The organism is Microbacterium aurum (assembly GCF_016907815.1).
GTDB classification, from domain to species: Bacteria; Actinomycetota; Actinomycetes; order Actinomycetales; family Microbacteriaceae; genus Microbacterium; species Microbacterium aurum.
Map to the genome: position 1 here is coordinate 2,143,994 of NZ_JAFBCQ010000001.1, position 15,346 is coordinate 2,159,339.

General features: G+C 64.9%; 16 protein-coding genes and 1 pseudogene. 12 read left to right on the top strand and 5 right to left on the bottom strand.

Annotated features, from left to right (window positions below):
* Positions 1-52 precede the first annotated feature (52 nt).
* The 3 genes from JOD60_RS10600 to JOD60_RS10610 form a co-directional block, all read right to left on the bottom strand.
* A complete protein-coding gene (locus JOD60_RS10600) occupies positions 53-1,921 on the bottom strand; it encodes a carbohydrate binding domain-containing protein (RefSeq protein ID WP_157127936.1) in 1,869 nt (622 codons plus the stop codon).
* Positions 1,921-2,964, bottom strand: coding sequence for a prepilin-type N-terminal cleavage/methylation domain-containing protein (locus JOD60_RS10605; RefSeq protein WP_076690581.1), 1,044 nt, complete (start codon positions 2,962-2,964; stop codon positions 1,921-1,923). The genes JOD60_RS10600 and JOD60_RS10605 overlap by 1 nt, the downstream gene beginning before the upstream one ends.
* Before the next feature lie 172 nt (positions 2,965-3,136).
* Entirely contained in the window at positions 3,137-3,772 is a 636-nt protein-coding gene (locus JOD60_RS10610; RefSeq protein ID WP_076690582.1) for a hypothetical protein, read from the bottom strand.
* Between the two features lie 37 nt (positions 3,773-3,809).
* Between JOD60_RS10610 and JOD60_RS10615 the strand changes: the two genes are divergently transcribed.
* Together JOD60_RS10615 and JOD60_RS10620 are read left to right on the top strand one after the other, a co-directional pair.
* On the top strand, positions 3,810-4,625 hold the full coding sequence (locus tag JOD60_RS10615) for a hypothetical protein (RefSeq protein ID WP_084201986.1): 816 nt from the start codon (positions 3,810-3,812) through the stop codon (positions 4,623-4,625).
* Positions 4,626-4,649: 24 nt separating this feature from the next.
* Positions 4,650-5,537: an HIRAN domain-containing protein gene (locus tag JOD60_RS10620; RefSeq protein ID WP_076690583.1), complete on the top strand. Its 888-nt coding sequence runs from the start codon at positions 4,650-4,652 to the stop codon at positions 5,535-5,537.
* A gap of 3 nt (positions 5,538-5,540) precedes the next feature.
* Here JOD60_RS10620 and JOD60_RS10625 read toward each other — a convergent pair whose 3' ends face one another.
* On the bottom strand, positions 5,541-5,936 hold the full coding sequence (locus JOD60_RS10625; protein ID WP_076690584.1) for a hypothetical protein: 396 nt from the start codon (positions 5,934-5,936) through the stop codon (positions 5,541-5,543).
* 261 nt (positions 5,937-6,197) lie between these two features.
* Between JOD60_RS10625 and JOD60_RS10630 the strand changes: the two are divergent.
* The 7 genes and pseudogenes from JOD60_RS10630 to JOD60_RS10660 form a co-directional block, all read left to right on the top strand.
* Positions 6,198-6,362 (top strand): annotated as a pseudogene (locus tag JOD60_RS10630) (IS256 family transposase); the annotation flags it as partial.
* A 225-nt stretch (positions 6,363-6,587) separates the two neighbouring features.
* A complete protein-coding gene (locus JOD60_RS10635) occupies positions 6,588-7,217 on the top strand; it encodes a TIGR02391 family protein (RefSeq protein ID WP_157127937.1) in 630 nt (209 codons plus the stop codon).
* A 9-nt stretch (positions 7,218-7,226) separates the two neighbouring features.
* Complete coding sequence (locus JOD60_RS10640; RefSeq protein ID WP_076690587.1) at positions 7,227-8,114, top strand: hypothetical protein; 888 nt, start codon at positions 7,227-7,229, stop codon at positions 8,112-8,114.
* Between the two features lie 143 nt (positions 8,115-8,257).
* A complete protein-coding gene (locus JOD60_RS10645) occupies positions 8,258-8,587 on the top strand; it encodes a hypothetical protein (RefSeq protein ID WP_076690588.1) in 330 nt (109 codons plus the stop codon).
* Positions 8,588-8,794: 207 nt separating this feature from the next.
* The gene (locus tag JOD60_RS10650) at positions 8,795-9,328 is read left to right on the top strand and encodes a DUF3846 domain-containing protein (RefSeq protein WP_076690589.1); all 534 of its coding nucleotides are present in this window, start codon (positions 8,795-8,797) and stop codon (positions 9,326-9,328) included.
* The gene (locus JOD60_RS10655; protein WP_076690590.1) at positions 9,322-9,861 is read left to right on the top strand and encodes a DUF3846 domain-containing protein; all 540 of its coding nucleotides are present in this window, start codon (positions 9,322-9,324) and stop codon (positions 9,859-9,861) included. Before JOD60_RS10650 ends, JOD60_RS10655 begins: the two co-directional genes overlap by 7 nt.
* 1,171 nt (positions 9,862-11,032) lie before the next feature.
* A complete protein-coding gene (locus tag JOD60_RS10660; protein ID WP_076690592.1) occupies positions 11,033-11,920 on the top strand; it encodes an LURP-one-related family protein in 888 nt (295 codons plus the stop codon).
* 18 nt (positions 11,921-11,938) lie between these two features.
* Here JOD60_RS10660 and JOD60_RS10665 read toward each other — a convergent pair whose 3' ends face one another.
* A complete protein-coding gene (locus JOD60_RS10665; RefSeq protein ID WP_084201987.1) occupies positions 11,939-13,216 on the bottom strand; it encodes a hypothetical protein in 1,278 nt (425 codons plus the stop codon).
* A 104-nt stretch (positions 13,217-13,320) separates the two neighbouring features.
* On the opposite strand from JOD60_RS10665, the gene JOD60_RS10670 reads away from it, so the two are divergent.
* The 3 genes from JOD60_RS10670 to JOD60_RS10680 are packed head-to-tail and all read left to right on the top strand — an operon-like array spanning position 13,321 to position 15,305.
* Positions 13,321-13,620, top strand: coding sequence for a hypothetical protein (locus JOD60_RS10670; RefSeq protein ID WP_076690593.1), 300 nt, complete (start codon positions 13,321-13,323; stop codon positions 13,618-13,620).
* Positions 13,617-14,699, top strand: a complete 1,083-nt coding sequence (locus JOD60_RS10675) for a PDDEXK-like family protein (protein ID WP_076690594.1) — start codon at positions 13,617-13,619, stop codon at positions 14,697-14,699. The genes JOD60_RS10670 and JOD60_RS10675 overlap by 4 nt, the downstream gene beginning before the upstream one ends.
* Positions 14,700-14,741: 42 nt before the next feature.
* On the top strand, positions 14,742-15,305 hold the full coding sequence (locus JOD60_RS10680; RefSeq protein WP_076690595.1) for a hypothetical protein: 564 nt from the start codon (positions 14,742-14,744) through the stop codon (positions 15,303-15,305).
* Positions 15,306-15,346: the final 41 nt, after the last annotated feature.

The window sequence follows — 15,346 nt, forward strand, 5'->3', positions numbered from 1 at the left end:
TCGGCGGGCTCTTCTCACGCGCTGCCCTTGGCGAGAATGGCGAACCCACCTGCTAGTTGGCTCGTAGGCTCGCGTCGTCCACGTTGAAGTTGAAGAGCGAGTTCACGCCGAGGACTTCCAAGATCGCGCCGCCAGCGTCGCCGCTGACGTTGCTGGTGTAGGTCAGTTCTTGCCATGCGCCGGTCATCTGGATTGTCGTGCCGCTGAAAGTCCGGATGTATCCTCCAGCTGCGTTCGTTTCATGGTGGTTGATCTTTGCGTAGGTGCCAGCCGGGGCCTTGACCCAGGCGCTGGAGCTGAGGACTGAAGGGTGATTCGCGAAGAGGATAGGGACGGTCTTGAGACCTTGGTACGGCGCCGTCGCGCCAGCAACATGGGCTGAGGCCGTACCGCTCCGGAAGGTCGAGGTGTCGCGTGTCAGCGTCGCGGCGTAGGAGTTCGTCCAGCCGCTGAGGCTACCTTCGAATCCGGGGTTGGTCAGAAGTTGAGTCGACGCGGCCGGGTACGGAAGCGGAGTGAAGTCGGGGAGTAGACCGAGGTCGAGCAGACTGCGTCCGACGTAGTTTGCCATCAAGAGCTTTCCGACCGCGTTGAGATGCGTGGAGTCGGCTCGAAGCGAGGTGGGAACTATGTCGTTCGCCATGTCTGCCTGATCTTGAGTGGTCGGCTCGATGCCAGCCTCGGCTAGTCCATTGCTCACGAGCCAGCCGCGGATGTCCCTGAATCGGGCGCCGTAGGCTGCGGCCAGCCGATCGCGAAGAGCGATCTTGTCTGCGTAGCCGGTCGTACCGACGCCTACGCCAGCGCCGTTGAACGGTGATAGAACGAGGTATGCATCGTCCTGTGAGCGTCGGTATCGCACGATGGCTCCGATATCACTCATCGTGACATCGCGCCGGTCACCGCGGTTGGTGCCGATGCAGAGGACGTGGATATCTCCTCTCCGCGCCGCACCAAAGTCAGGAAGCCACGGTTGGGCAACGCAAGGCGTTGTATCGCCGCTCGATTTTCGTGTGAAGTAGTACTTGTCGCCCGGGTCGTGAATCCACTGTTGACCCGACTTCGTAAGTGAGAAAGTTCCGACGACCCCGGCGAGGCTTCCCGTGAACGTTGCATGATTTCCTTGCGGTCCGGATACGCCGGAACCCTGCAGCAACGGCCATTCGCTCGGCGAGATGATTGTTACCTCGACAGAACCCTGCGCAGGTATGAAGCCCCCCACGGCTGAAAGGCGATACGGGCGCACGCCGACCCTGGCCGCGATGCCAGTTGAGGTCTCGCCGCCCACCGCGCCGTTGTAGATCGTTGCGGTAGTCGTCTGCTTCAGCTGATCGCCAAAGCCTGAGCCCGGGGCAGACATCGAGTCGCCCCAGATGACGATGTCTGGACCTGATCGTCCGTACCTCGCATCCAGGTCCTCGCTCGAGAGTCGTAGTGGAAGTTGGTTCTCCGGGAGCCGTGCGTCGCTGTTGAGAGTGGCCAGTCCATCTGGTTGCCCCGCGCCGTGGAGCTTGGGAACGGTGACCGCGCCATCGGCAAGCTTCGCCGTCGTGATCGACCCATCTGCTACGCCGGCATTGAGCTTCTCCTGAGCGGCGGAGTCGAGTTTGCTCTCCGAAACGCTGCCGTCTGCGAGCACGGCCGAGGCGTTCAGCTTGGTCTTCAGGTCGGTCGCGAGGTGATCTTCGTCAATCGCGCCGTTCGAGATCTGTGAGCGGCCGACAGCTCCGTTTGCGATCTTCGCGTTCGAGATCGAGCCACTTGCGATGGCTGCGGCAGTCACTGAGTTCGATTTGAGCTGCGGCGCCCCGACGGTGTCCGCCTTCAGCGTTCCGTCTTCGTTGTGGGACTGAGCGAGGAAGTCGTTCAGGACATCACCCCAGGTGCCATCGTCACCACCGACGTTCGGAAGTCGGGCCATCAGAGTGCTGGCCCCGTTGAGGTCGAACTATTTGTTGATCCGTTCCACACCCAACCCGCTGAGTCACCGTCGGCGTACACAACGGTCCCCGACTGGTCGGCGACAACCATGAATCCGCCGACACGCAGAGTAGACGTTGCAGAAGGAAGCGCCGAACTCCCAGCGAGGGACAAGAAGGGTATGAACGACGAGGTACAAGCGCCCGTCGCCGTCCAGTTCGCGCGTGCTTCATACGTCCCATCTCCACGGCTAACAACGGTTCCTACCACTCCCGTTCCTGGGCCGTTAAGGTAGAAGCTCGGAATCGCCCCGCTCCACGAGGGTGCATAGCGGACATAAAGCGAGTACTGCTGGCCGATCACGCACGGAATGGTTGCAACCTCGCTGACGTAGAGACTCGAACTCGACGTCGGTGCGGTGGACCAAGTCAACTGATACGCGATGCCTCCTGGAAAACGAGCGTCGCTCACAACCGACCTACTGCCCGAGCCGGATGTTCCCATGCCATGCGCCCAGCTCTCGGAAGCGATCGGCATACGCGCCAGGTTGGTGATGGTACCGCCACCATTCACTCCGTGCCCAGCACAAGCGCCTGGGGTTGGCGTCGTGGCAGTGCTCGACACCCAATAGCTCACGTTCTGCGTCGTCGCAGTCAGGCAGAACGTCTTCGGGCTCGTGCTGTTGTCGACGCGGTACTGGTATGTGGCAGAGCCATCGGAAATTCCGGCATCGGACAGAGAGGCAGGGTAGTTCTCGGCGTTCGAGATGGCGTAGGTCATCACCCTCTTTGCCGCCTGTTCAGCAGCGGTGGCAGCAGCCGTCGCCTTGGCCCGGTTCGTGATGCCGTTGTACGCGACGATTGTGATTGCTGCGAGGATCGCGATCACCACGACGACGATCAGTAGCTCGACGATGGTGAAGCCGCGGCGTCGGTCTCGAACGTCCTCACCCAGAACAACTGATGAGTGAGCACGCCCGAAATCTGCGCCGCGGAGTGGCTGAGACCCAAGATTCGGAGTGGTGCGTGATGCCGTGCGCGCCATAACTGCGCCTGACTATGAATCACGAGGAGGCAGCGGTCAACGGCGAGATCGCTGAGTGCATCCGCTCAACGGGGGTACGCGTTGACGAAACTACAACGCAGCCTGTGGATACGTCCGCCGCCTCCACCCGCGGCGACCATCGCGGAACTCAGTCGCCCGCGGTGGAGTCGCTTTAGCCGCGCGAGAGTAGCTCGCGTAGCCGCCTGGCTCCCTTGTCAGACACGCCCTGGGCCATGACGTAGGCCGCTGCTGCGTCAGGATCGAGCCGGCCGTCTTCGGCGTGCTGGCGCAGGTAACGACGGGCGTGCTGCTTCTCGTGGGACCCGCTCCAGCCGTTGTTGCCGCCGAACCCGACGGTGAAGTCGAGGTCGCGCTTGACGTCGTCGGGGATCGTGCTGGTTGTTGCCGTGCCATCCAGGAGGTTCAGGGCGCCCGCCCCTGCGGCCCACTCCGCGAGCGGGAAGCTGACGCTCTCCACCACGACGAGTGAGTAGCCGTGCGCGAGCCCGACGGCGAAGTCGAGAGTCTTCGCGTTCGGGACGTAGGCGAGCACAGGGCCAGCGCTGAAACGATCCCGAACCTGCGGGGTGGCGTGCCCACCTTCCTGGGCGACCTCTTGCAGGCTCTGAATACCGCGAGCGTTCTGGAGGGTGTTCGTCACCAACATCGGTGCCGCGTCCTCTTCCTCGCTGCGCTGCCAGATCCACTCTGCGGCAAGGTCGGCTGCGTCTTCCCAAGGTCGCTCGGGGTCGTCGTCGGGTACCCACGCAGCGGCGCGCAGGAACGTGTCGGGGTGAAGTTCGGGCACGTGGTTCTCCGATCGACGGCGAGGACAGACTGATCCCATGTTCCTCCCCGGCTCCGACATCGCGGCTACGTTCGCTCTCAGTGTCGGAGTGCGCTGGCACGATGAGGGCGTGACCGAACTCGCGTATATGACGTTGTCAGACTGGGGCCAGCACGGCACCGCCATGGTGCCGCAGAGCGCCCGCATCCGAGAGTGGCTCGGTGCCGCACCATTCTTGTTCGCCACGGCGAGCAAGAAGCAGTACGACGGCCACGCCAGCCTCGATCGCACGATCGTGGAACACATCGCTCCGACAGCGTCCGATCGGACGGTGGTCGAGATCCAGAGCCTCCACGACCTGATCCGCGACGACTCGCTCCTCTCTCACGCCATCACGGTGCTGCGGCCGTCCGAGGAATCGGACTGCGATCTTCTCGCCGAGCTTGTCGTGAGCGGTCGGCTTCAGAAGGTGTTCGTGGTCGTGCACCACGACAGCTACCCCATCCGGGTCTGGCTCGATGCGATGGGCGCGACCAACCTTCACACTGGGACATCGGTTGCGCCGATCGCGCCGGTGCTCCGCGAGGCTGCCGAGTCCATCAAAGACGAGGACTACAACGGGCTGTCCTCGGGCCGCGGCAAAGACGCCATAGTCCAGTTGGTGCGGGCATTCGAACCGCACGGCTACCCGGTCGATTCGGAGCTCTGGACGCGGGCGTACTTCGCCGTCGGCGGATCATTTGGCCACGCCGCGGTTATTGCGAAGCTCGTGACCGAGATGCAGCGCGGGGTTCGCCACCGCGTCAAGCCGCGCTACCGCGAAGAGATCTACGACATCCTGCTTGCTCGGAGCGAAGCAGACGACGCTGCCTGAGGCCGGTCTGGGAGGATTCAGCCCATGGGGTTCCTGAGCAGACTGTTTGGCAAGTCGGAAGCGACCACGACGGGCGTCGTCAGGGTGGAACAACCCACGCGGCGTGAACTCGCCCGACCGAAGGTGCGCGTCGAGATGACCTATTCACTCGGCGGCGAGCAAGATCTGGTGAAACTCACCGGCACAACGACCTTTGCCAAGGACGCCATCACCCGTCTCGCCGAGCGCCGCGGAGCCGGAGCGGGTGGCTATATCGAGACGTCCGGCACCTTGCAGCGCGAGCCCGACAATCAAGCGGATCCAAACGCGGTTGCCGTGCACGTCGAGGGGGAGAAGATCGGCTACCTCCCCGGCTACCTCGCGAAGCTCGTCGACCTCTCGACGAGCGGCGCACGCACCGTGCAGGTGCAGATCTTCACCGAGGTGCTGCCGAAGGGTCTGCGCTCTGAGGCGTGGGCCTGGCTTGCAAGCGGACCCGCGCAGTGGCAGTGGTCCGAAACGAACCGGCCACCACTGTCCTCGGGCGCAAAGGTTGCCGCGCACCAGCAGGGCATCGACCAGATGGTTACAGACGCGCTGGACGGCGGCGGTGCGCGTGCGGAGTCGTTCGCGCAGGGCATGGTGAACGGCGTCCACTACCTCCAGCTCGTCGAGCCGATCAAGCAGCTCAAGCGCAACGGGCACCTGGAGGACGCCCTGGTGCTCTGCTACGCCGCAATCGACGGTGCCGAAGCCAATCGTGAGGGGCGCGAACCGGCGCCCTGGTACACCGAGCAGGCGGCCATCATCCACCGCAAGCTCGGGCAGCGTGACAAGGAGATTGCCGCGCTTGAGCGTTGGCTCGCCGCCTGTCCGCCAGAGCGCCGCGACGGGAGCCGGATCAAGGAACGTCTCAGCAAGCTCAACGCGTGATGCTCACGACGACGTCTGGTGGGCTGATCCGCCTTGCTGCTTCTCCGCGCGACATAGCTCCCATCGGTTCGCACGCCCACGCTTGATCACCGCGTCAGGGTGCTTCGCCAGCAGCGCTTTGAGTCGCTCGATGACCTCGCCGATCCCGAGATTGCCCGGGACCGTTGCCAGCGGCTCGGGCTTTGGCGGCAGCGGGCCTGCGGGTCTCGTCTCCTCGAGAATCCGCCGGACGTCCTCCCGCGCCTGCTTCATCCGCGCGGCGCGAAGCGGCCAATGGGGACATCCGCGCGCATCGCTCCCGCTCGCCAGGTGCTGAGTCATCGGGGTGTCGCAGTCCGCACACATGTCTTCGGGGGTCAGCCGCGGGACCGCGAGCAGCGCCGTCAGCTCGCGCTCCATTCCCGCGACTCTCGCGCGAAGCGAGCTCTTCTTCGTGCGGTCCTTTTCGGTCGAGAGGCTTTCTCGCTGTGCCGCGATGGACGTCTGCAGCTCGTCGACGCGGAATCGTCGGTGGCAGTCGTAGCCGACGAGCGTCAGCGGTCGTCGATCTCGGGGCAGTCGGCCATGTACGTCGACCACCGCCTCCGGATCACCGACAGTCTTCGCCAGCTTCGAAATCTCCGCTTCATTATGATCACGGTCAGCTTCGAGCCCAGCAATGCGATCATCCGCCTCGTCGGCGCCGTCCTGGCCGAACAGACCGACGAATGGGCCGAAGGACGCCGCTACCTCGGACTCGACATCCTCGCCAAGTCCCGCCTCACCCTCGTCGTCGACAACAGGACCGAGGAGGTGAACGACACCGTCCTGGAACTCAGCGCCTAACCCACCAACGCGAAGGACACCGCGCTATACCACTACCAGGGACTTGACCCGGGCGTCGCACACCAACGCGCGCGCACATATGCGTGGAGTGTCCGCGCTGAGCAATACCCTGATCGCCATGGAGACACTCTTCTCTCGTGTACCTGCGTCGTGACAGCCGCAGATGTCCGCACGCTGAGTAACAGCGAGATCACGCAGCTTCCCGTCGACCGCCTGGCGCTGCTGGTGCTCGACGATGCCCTTCGGGTCAGTACGTGGAATTGGCGCAACTGGGCGCTCGGCTTCGCCCAGGACCGCCCCCGCGAGGGATTGGCTGACGCGCAGAACGCGATCGCTGAGGCGTGGGGCTGGCTCATGGCAAAGACCCTCATCTCGACGAAGGGCACGGGCGGCTCGTACGACTTCCATGACTTCCACGTCACGCGCGCCGGTCACGAGGCGCTCGCTCGCGGCACCGCATACGTGCGCGCCGTGATTCGGCTCGACGTGGAACTGGTCGAACCGCTGGAGCAGAAGGTGCGCCCGCAGTTCTTACTCGGAGACTTCGAGCTCGCGGCCTTCGCCGCCATGCGCGAGGTTGAGATCGCCGTCCGGGAGCGAAGCGGGCTTGGCGGCGATCTGGTTGGGGTGGCGCTCATGCAGCAAGCCTTTCGTGACGGTGGCCCGCTCCATGACCCCGAGGTGCATTCGGCTGAGTCCGTCGCCCAGATGAATCTCTTCGCCGGGGCGATGGGACTGTTCAAGAACCCGCCGTCTCACCGGCGGGTGGACTACCAAGATCCGGCGGAAGCGAGCGAGGTTATCCTGCTCGCGGACCTGCTGCTGCGGATCCTGCGACGTCTGGCTGCGGAGTAGCGGGACGCCATGCTGACCATGGAGGCGAGAGACCGTCAGGAGCTCACCAGCGGGCTGCTGCGTGTCGTCCTCGCGTCGCAGCGCCTGATGCGTGGGGCGCTCTACGCCGACTGGCCGCCCATCAGTTCCTGGGCGGGACAGCTGGCGACGGATCCGCTCAACGCCGAGCCCGGCTGGGATCGAAATCATCCGTTCCGCACGGTGCAGCTGGCGCTGCGTACAACCACCGAGTCCGCCTGCCAGCACGGGCTGGCGCTCTTCGAGATGAGTCGCTCGAAGCGCGAACTGGCGGTGCCGCTTGCTACCGTCACCCGTGGCAGCATCGAGGCGCTCGGCCGCGCCTATTGGCTGGTCACAGCTCCCGATATGCGCGACCTCGTCAGCCGGGTCGCCTCGCTCGAGTTCTACGACATGGAATACCCCGCGAAGTACGGGCAGAGGCTCCGTCGACTCCCCGTTGAAACGGAGCCCATGACACTCATCAGCGAGTACCGCGAGGAGCTGAAGGCGTGGCTCCACGCGCGTGGGCTCGAGCTCGTGAAGCGAGGCACGACGGCCCTCGCCACCGCGCTTCTCGAGGTCTCCTACGGCGACGGCCGCGTTGTCTACTCCGACCTCTCTGCCGCCGCACACGGCCAGGGCTGGGCCACCGCCAACTTCTACAGCTTCGATACCACCCGACTCCAGCGCGATGACACGATGCTGCTCGCGTACTGCATGTACCTCATTGAATCCATGCGCACCGTTGCGCTGCGCCTCGCCGTCGCCTTCGGCGCTACTGATTCTGACCTCGATCGGTGGCGGCAGGCGATGGATCAGGTGGACAAGATGATCGGTGCATTCGTCAAACCCGCGCCCGATCGGGCCGAACGGCGCGCGGCTGCCGAGTCCAGCTAACAGAGGTAGCCCGTTGTGGAATAGACAACGGGTATTGACTTCTCAGACTGTTCGTTCATAATCGCTCATCCACTCCTCGTCGGGCTGCGGTGTAGAGGACCCCACCCGGGGGTCATCCATCGCTTCCGATGAGGAGGCTCAGCATGGCTGAGAATGAACTGCCCGAGGTGCCGGCCACGGCCCTCGGGCCCCTGCGGACACTTGCTGTTCGCATTACCGACGGCCTGCGAGCCCAGTTGGACGTGATCGCCCAGCTCAACGACCGCACCGTCACCGAAGAGATCCGTCTGGCGCTGGAGTCCTGGATCGAGGCTTCCAAGTCCGATCCGAAGGTGCTCCAGCGTGCCGAAACGGTGCGGGCTGAGATCGAGCGCGAAGCGAAGACCAAGCAGAGCGCGATCGAGGCCATCTTCGGCGCCGCCGATTCCGGAGCGAAAGCTCCGTCGAGTCGCGGAAAGGCTGCTCCCGCGTAGGACGAGATTCGTCCGGGCTCGGTTGAGCGGCCAGCACTCCCTCCCCGTCACTGGGGGTTCGAGAGAGGGCGGCTGTCCCGGAGGTCGAGTGCTTCAGCGCACTCCCTCCGGGCCGGTCGCCTGACGCAACCCATCTCGTTGCTGCCCCGCGACTTGTCAGGGAACCCATGAGAGTTCTCGGTCGCGACAACAGTAAGGAGGTGGGAGGTGGTGCGAAGCATCGTCATCCCGCACGATCAAGCCCGTTCGCCGCGGCTGCGACACCTGGCTACGGCCAGCGAATTCCAGGCCGCGGTGGACGGTTGGCTCGAGCCCATCGAGATGCCCGCCCTGGGTGTCACCGTCTACGTCAACGAGGCAGCCCGTCGGGAACACCACCCGATCAACTGCCGCGCCATGGCGCTCTGGTGGCTCTACAGCGCCGACCCGACCCAGTACCCGATCTTCCTCGGCGACGTCGTGCTCACCAGCACCGACGACGGCGAGGAAGCCACGGCCCTGCTGGAGCGGATCGTCGGGGACATTTTCGAGCAGCGCGAGTTCGTCGTCCAGGTCCGGCCCTCGGGGCAGGACTCCTGGCGCGACTCGTTCGCCCGGTTCCATGACGTCTTCGATGCTGCGACTTGGTGCATGCTCCTGATCAACACACTTGGGCCTGGGGGGCGCCTCCGACTGGAAAGCCGGACGCCCCAACCGGACGCGTTCGGCCCGGCGCTCAGCGAAAGCGACGCGCTGTGGTGAGGGCGCTGCGCATCCCGGCGGATCAGGACGAACCGATCACGGAGCTGTACGTCGACAAACTTGAGGACTACCAAGCCGCGGTGGGCGGCTGGATCGAGCCGGTTGACATCCCTCAGCTCGGGATAACGATCTACGTCCACGAGGAAGGCCTGGCGCTGGGGTTGCCTTTCAATCCCCGCACCACCTTCCTCTGGTGGTACTACGTCCCCGAAGCGCGCCAAAAGGCGATGCTGGTCGGGTCGGCGCTCATCGTCGGGCTCCCCGACCGGAATGGTGACAGCACCAGCATCCCCGGGGGAGTTGTCGATGTGCTCACTGGCACCGGACCTTGGCGCGTGGAGGTGAAAGTCCACGGCGATCCGAAGTGGTACGGCAACCAGGCGACCTACTCGGACTATTTCGAAGCTCTCGTCTGGGCGATGGTCACATTGGAACGCTGGACCCAAGCCGAAGATGTTCGCGTTGTCCCCGCGGGTTCCACTTCTGGCGGGAAGCTCGCCGGGGGAGCGGACGTCACCGAACCCGCCGCCTGACGGCATCAGGCGCTCTCGCAACGGCGGCGACTGCCCGGTCCTTGAGAACTGCGAGTTCTCGGACCGGCGCGGTCGCCGCCTTCTCCATGTCTTGGGCTGGCACCGCAGATCATTGACGGTTCGACCTAGCTTTCGTATAGCTAGGGCAGGAGCGGACTCGTGACACGGGGCGCTCAGCACATTCTTCGCGATCATCACGGCTCTGCCCACATGTGGATTCGTGATAGTCGCGCCAGCCGCGTGCCGGGTCTCTTTTGGTTGAGTGAGGCGTGCGGCACCCCTGGTGCCATTCGCCCGGACCGAAACTCCCTGCGAGGTCGGTCCGGACGACTGTAGCCGAGGTTGTGGATAACTCTCCTGACGACTCCCGGCCGGCGCTACGGTGGGCTCCATGCTGCTCCAGTTCCCCGGTGACCCACTGGAGTTCGCCACGAGAAATTGCCCCGGCTGTTTATCGCGGCTCGAGGCGCGCAGCTTCGGCTGGTGGTGTCCTCAGTGCGAGAAGATCACCGATCCCGAGGAGAGTCCCGCGGTGTCCGAGACGGGTCCTAGCATCGAACATCTCTACGACAATGGGGATGGCGATGCGAGTACCGGTCCGCGAGGACATTCAACTTTGGTGTGAGGCGGGTGTACCCCGCCGCCTTGTCTGGCGGCGGGAACGCTGGCGCGTTATCGACACTCCTACTCTGCAAGCCGACGGTAACCTCTGGGACGCCTGGCGCTTCACCGCTCGCTCCGATCAGGACCACCGCACGGTGGTCGTGGACGTCGAGCGCGTTGGCGAACGATGGCTGCTCGTCGCTGCGTGGGACTGACGCAGATTGGGCCAGAACCGCCGCTACGACCTCGTCGGGCGCGACATCGAGCGTGCCGACGCGCCCGCGCAGAACGCGGCACACCCCTCGGGCTCTCGATTGATGAGGTGCGCGCTACCGGCCGGCGCCGCGACGCCCGCGACCCCATTCCTGTGACAGCGCGGCTCCAGTTTCAGGTCGCCCATGTCGAGCCGAGAGTCGTCGGAGCCGTCGCCATCGCATGGACCGATGCCGCGGTGCTTGTGCGCTGGCTCAGTGAGGACCGGCAAGAGCATCACGCCTGGGTGTACGCCGGTGCGGTGACGCGAGCGTCGTCTCGCGGCCAGGTCCCACGCGACTGTTAGCCTCCAACCATGAGTCAGCAGGCGCCCGCAGGGTGGTTCGCGGATCCCTTCGGCCGTCACGAGCACCGCTACTGGGACGGCGCCCAGTGGACGGAACACGTCGGCTCGCAGGGCCGCCAGATGGTTGATGCACCTGTTGTTGCGCCACCGGCTCCGGTCGTCGCCCAACAGCAGACGGTCGCGGCCATGCAGACCGTCGCCCTGACTCCGGTGACCAACAAGAAGGTGCAGCGGCAGATTCAAAAGCTGGGCGTTGGAGATCGGACTCGCGTCGGCGGCGGAACGCTCTTCACAGAGCAGGTGTTGGTGGTCAACCAGAAGGCGAAGCTCTGGGAGAAGAAGGCCGAGTACGCCGTCTTCAACCAGCACGGCCTCAAGGTCGGTGGCGTTCGTGAGTACGGCGTGAGCATGTCGCGCATGGTCGTGGGCCGCGAGAACTCCACCAAGCGCCTTCAGATTGTCGACGCCGACGGCCGACCAGTGCTCACGCTCACCCGCCCCGCCACGATGCTGAAGTCCAAGGTGATCGTGATGCGTGACGACGGCACGCCTGTCGGCCAGATCGCCCAGGAAAACTTCGGCGTCATGGCGTCGGTGCTCGGTGGCCGCTTCAACATCCGATTCCGGATGGAAGCGGGCGGAGAGACGCTCGGGACGATCAACGCCGAAAGTTGGCGGGCCTGGGATTTCAGCATCCAGGACCCGAGGGGCGACGAGATCGGCCGCATTACGAAGGCCTGGGCCGGATTCGGCAAGGAGAACTTCACGAAGGCGGACAATTACGTGCTGGAGATCTACCGCCCGCTCGAGGATCCGCTGCACTCACTCGTCGTGTCCGCGGCGCTCGTGGTGGACACGGTGCTCAAGCAAGGCAGCAGCGAACAGCGCAGTCGCTGAGCCACCGTGCGCGGGCGCTCATTCGCCGTCACGGGTCTTGTCGTCGCTCGCTGCGCCTCGACCTCGGAACCTGTCGCTGATCGTCCCGACTACCTTCTCTGCGCCAGTCTTGGCGCCCTCGAACGTCCGAACGCCGAACTCACCGACGGCTTTCGCGCCCTTCTCCGTGATCTCGACCGCGTCGTCCCGGGCATCGCTGACCGCCTCACGCCAGGGCTTCGGCTCGATGGCATGGCGGTCGCCCTCGACGCCGATCGTCTCGTGGAAGACGATCACGTCACCCGCCACTTCGTTGCCCGAGCGCACGACTCGGCCAGCCTTGAGCGGATGAAAGAGCACCTGCTCGTTGGCCCCGACCGCGGCCGCATCCATGCGCGACAGGAGTCGGGCAGTGCTCGTCGAGATCAGGTCTCGCCGCTTTTGCCGAGCAGCTCGAATCGCCGCCCGGTGGCGGTCGACGTCCCCTGGGCTTGAATCCAGCACTCTGTCGAGTTCGAGCACAGCGAGGCCGTCCTGAAGCTGGAAGCAGCGCGCCAGCACAGCGAGCCATTCCTCGACGGTGGCCTCCGCCATCCCGGCGAGCTTGTCGAGTTCGCCCACACGCGACTTCTTCTCCATCTTCTCGGCGAGAGCATCGAGCTGGCGGAGCGCGTACGCCTGCGTCGTCGCGATGCTCTGCGCGGCGCCGTGCAGGCTCGACCACGTCACTTCGGAGACCCGGCCGACGTGCTCGCGCTTCAGCATGGCATCGTCGATGACCATGCCGACGCCGATCATCTCGGCGATGGTGGCGTCCTTCTGGGCGCGGAGGATGTCGTCGACCTTCTCGTCGATGACTTTAAGGTATTCGGTGATCTCCTCCATGGTCTGCTGCATGGCCATCTGCGCCATGATTCCGGCAGCGCCGGCCAGCATCGCAGGATTGGTCAGCATCGACCCGACCGAGCCGGGCTTGGCGAACTCGAGGATCTTCGTGACCTTGCCCTTGCTCGTCGTAGCGATGGCGCGGCTCACACCGTCCGTGGAGCCCTTCATCGCCTGGCCGAGCTTGAGCGCCTTGGCGGACTCCTCGGTGAGCTTCACCCAGCGGCCGGAGTTGGCCGCGAGTTGCGACCCAGCCTGCGCGACGCCCGATCCTGCGTTCAGCGCCGAGCCGAGCTTCTGGTGCAGCTGCAGATCCTTCGACGGCACACCAGCGGAGGAGAGGAACCGCTCGACGGCCGTGGCGTCGCCGACGACGGCGAGCCCGTCGCCGTCGCTGATCAGTTCGATCTCGTCGCCCACCGTTCGCCCCATTCCGGGAGAGAAGCTCCCTGGGAGAACGTATCTCAGCCTGGAGACACCACGACCCGACGCACACGTGGGCGGCTCATGTCCGTGTCGATGAATACAGTCGGAGCATGCGCCCGCTCTCGCCTACCCAGCTCTCGACGCTTCGGAAGATCGAGGAGTTCGGACTGACCGTTCCGACCGTCACGCTGGACGGGCCCCTCGCGATGGCTCACCTCGACCTGCCGTGGCCGGGACACGAGATCGTGCGCGTCCAGACCGCTCGTCGGTTGGCGCGCGACGGGCTCATCGCGCCGCTGGAGTACACCCCACCGCCCGGGGAGATCATCATCGAGTGGGAGATCACCGAGGCGGGGCGCGCGCTTCTGCGCGATTTCGACGCGGTGCGCGTCGCCGGGGTGGTGTCATGAGCGAGGACTTCAAGGCAACTGCGGCGCGCATCGAGGCGAACCCGCTCGGCCGCCTGATGTACGGACAGCGCGAGTTGTTTCACTCCAACCTCATCGGCTGGTACTTTGACCAACTGCCCGAGGCTGCCGACGCGACGTTTCGACCGCTCGCTGCGCCCGGTGAGGACTCACGCCGCTTCGTGGAGCGTGAGCGCGGTCACATGGACCTCGTCTTCCACTGGTCCGACCTTGCACCGCTCGTCATCGAGAACAAGGTCTTTTCGCTGCCGCACCGAGAACAGCTCGAGGAGTACGAGGCGGCTGCGAGCAAGTGGCCGCACCCGCCGGCCCTCGTGTTGCTGTCCGTCAGCGAGCCGAACTTCGATCTGGGTGAGTGGCGGTATCTGAGCTACGCGGAGTTCGCCGACCGGATCCGGGATGCGCTCCCCGCGTCGGCGTCCTACGAGGTCGAAACAATGCGCCGCTACGCCGCGCTCGTCTCTGACCTGCATCAGTTGGTGTCGGCCGTTGACGTGCAATCCGATGAGGAACGGGTCTGGCTCCCGGACAGCTTGCTCTCGGCGATCTCCAGCTCGCAGATGCGCGCTGCGCTGCGCAAGGCACGAGCCCAACGAGTCGCTCGCGTCCTCAATGACATTCTGCCTGGCCTGGAACAACCCGCCGCGGGTGGCATGAGCAACGCGACACCGCTGGTCGAGTCGTTCGAGTACGTCTTCACTCGCGGTATGCATCTTCACCTCGGCTGGCAACTTCAGGGTGACCAGTTCCGCCGCGCGGCCGTCTACCACGACCAGTCCATCTCTGGACGAAGCCAAGAGTCGCGGCGGCTGCGAGAGGATGTCAGCCGTGAGCACCCCGAGTTCTACTCGTTCCCTGCTCAGCTTCCGCGGGCGCTCGCCGGGCGCAAGGAGTTCAATCACTTCGCTCCGTCCTTTGTCTACAAGTACGTCAAGACGCCCGGCCTGACCATCGCGGAGCTCAAAGCTGCGGCGGCCGAGGTGCACGCGGAGATTGAGCGGTTCCGTGCTGAGGGCGTTACGGAAGCGCGGCCGGACGACGCGGTGCGCAAAGCGCCGTAGCCTTCCGAGCGACGTCGGCAGCGCTGGCTACGCTCGACATTTATGGAGGCGTTCGAACAGTTCGTCGCTCTGGCGCTGGAAGCTGAAGGGCTCGTCGTCTCGAGCGCGCTCAAGTTCCCAGTCAAGCGGCGAACGCGAAAGATTGCCTATGAGGAGTGGCAGACCCACGGCTTTGAAGTGGATCTTGTCGCTGCGCGTGCCGACAAGCTCGTGCTCGCGACCGTGAAGTCCTTCTTCGGCTCGCGCGGTGTTGTGGCCGCTCACGTGCGCGGCGAGAGCGAGAACCGCACCTGGAACGCCGCCTATGCGCTCCTTAACGATGAGCAGATTCGCTCGACCGTGGTTGCGGCCGCGGCTGAGCGGTTCGGCTTTGAGGTGTCCCAGGTGGAGCTGCGGCTCTACGTCGGCAAGTTCGCGGGTGGCGGCAGCGAAGATGCCGTGCGCGAGTGGTGCGCACAGCAGGGTGTCGGGGTTGGACCCATCGTTGTCGTTGGCGCGGCCGAGGTCGTGAAGATCGTCCGCAACGTGGCGGGCTCTAAGCAGTACCGCGACAACGCGGTCTTGGCAACGCTGAAGGTGCTGGATGCGGCTGGAGCACTCGCCTGAATCTGATCCCGACACACCCTTTTAGACCAGCGGGTCTTGAT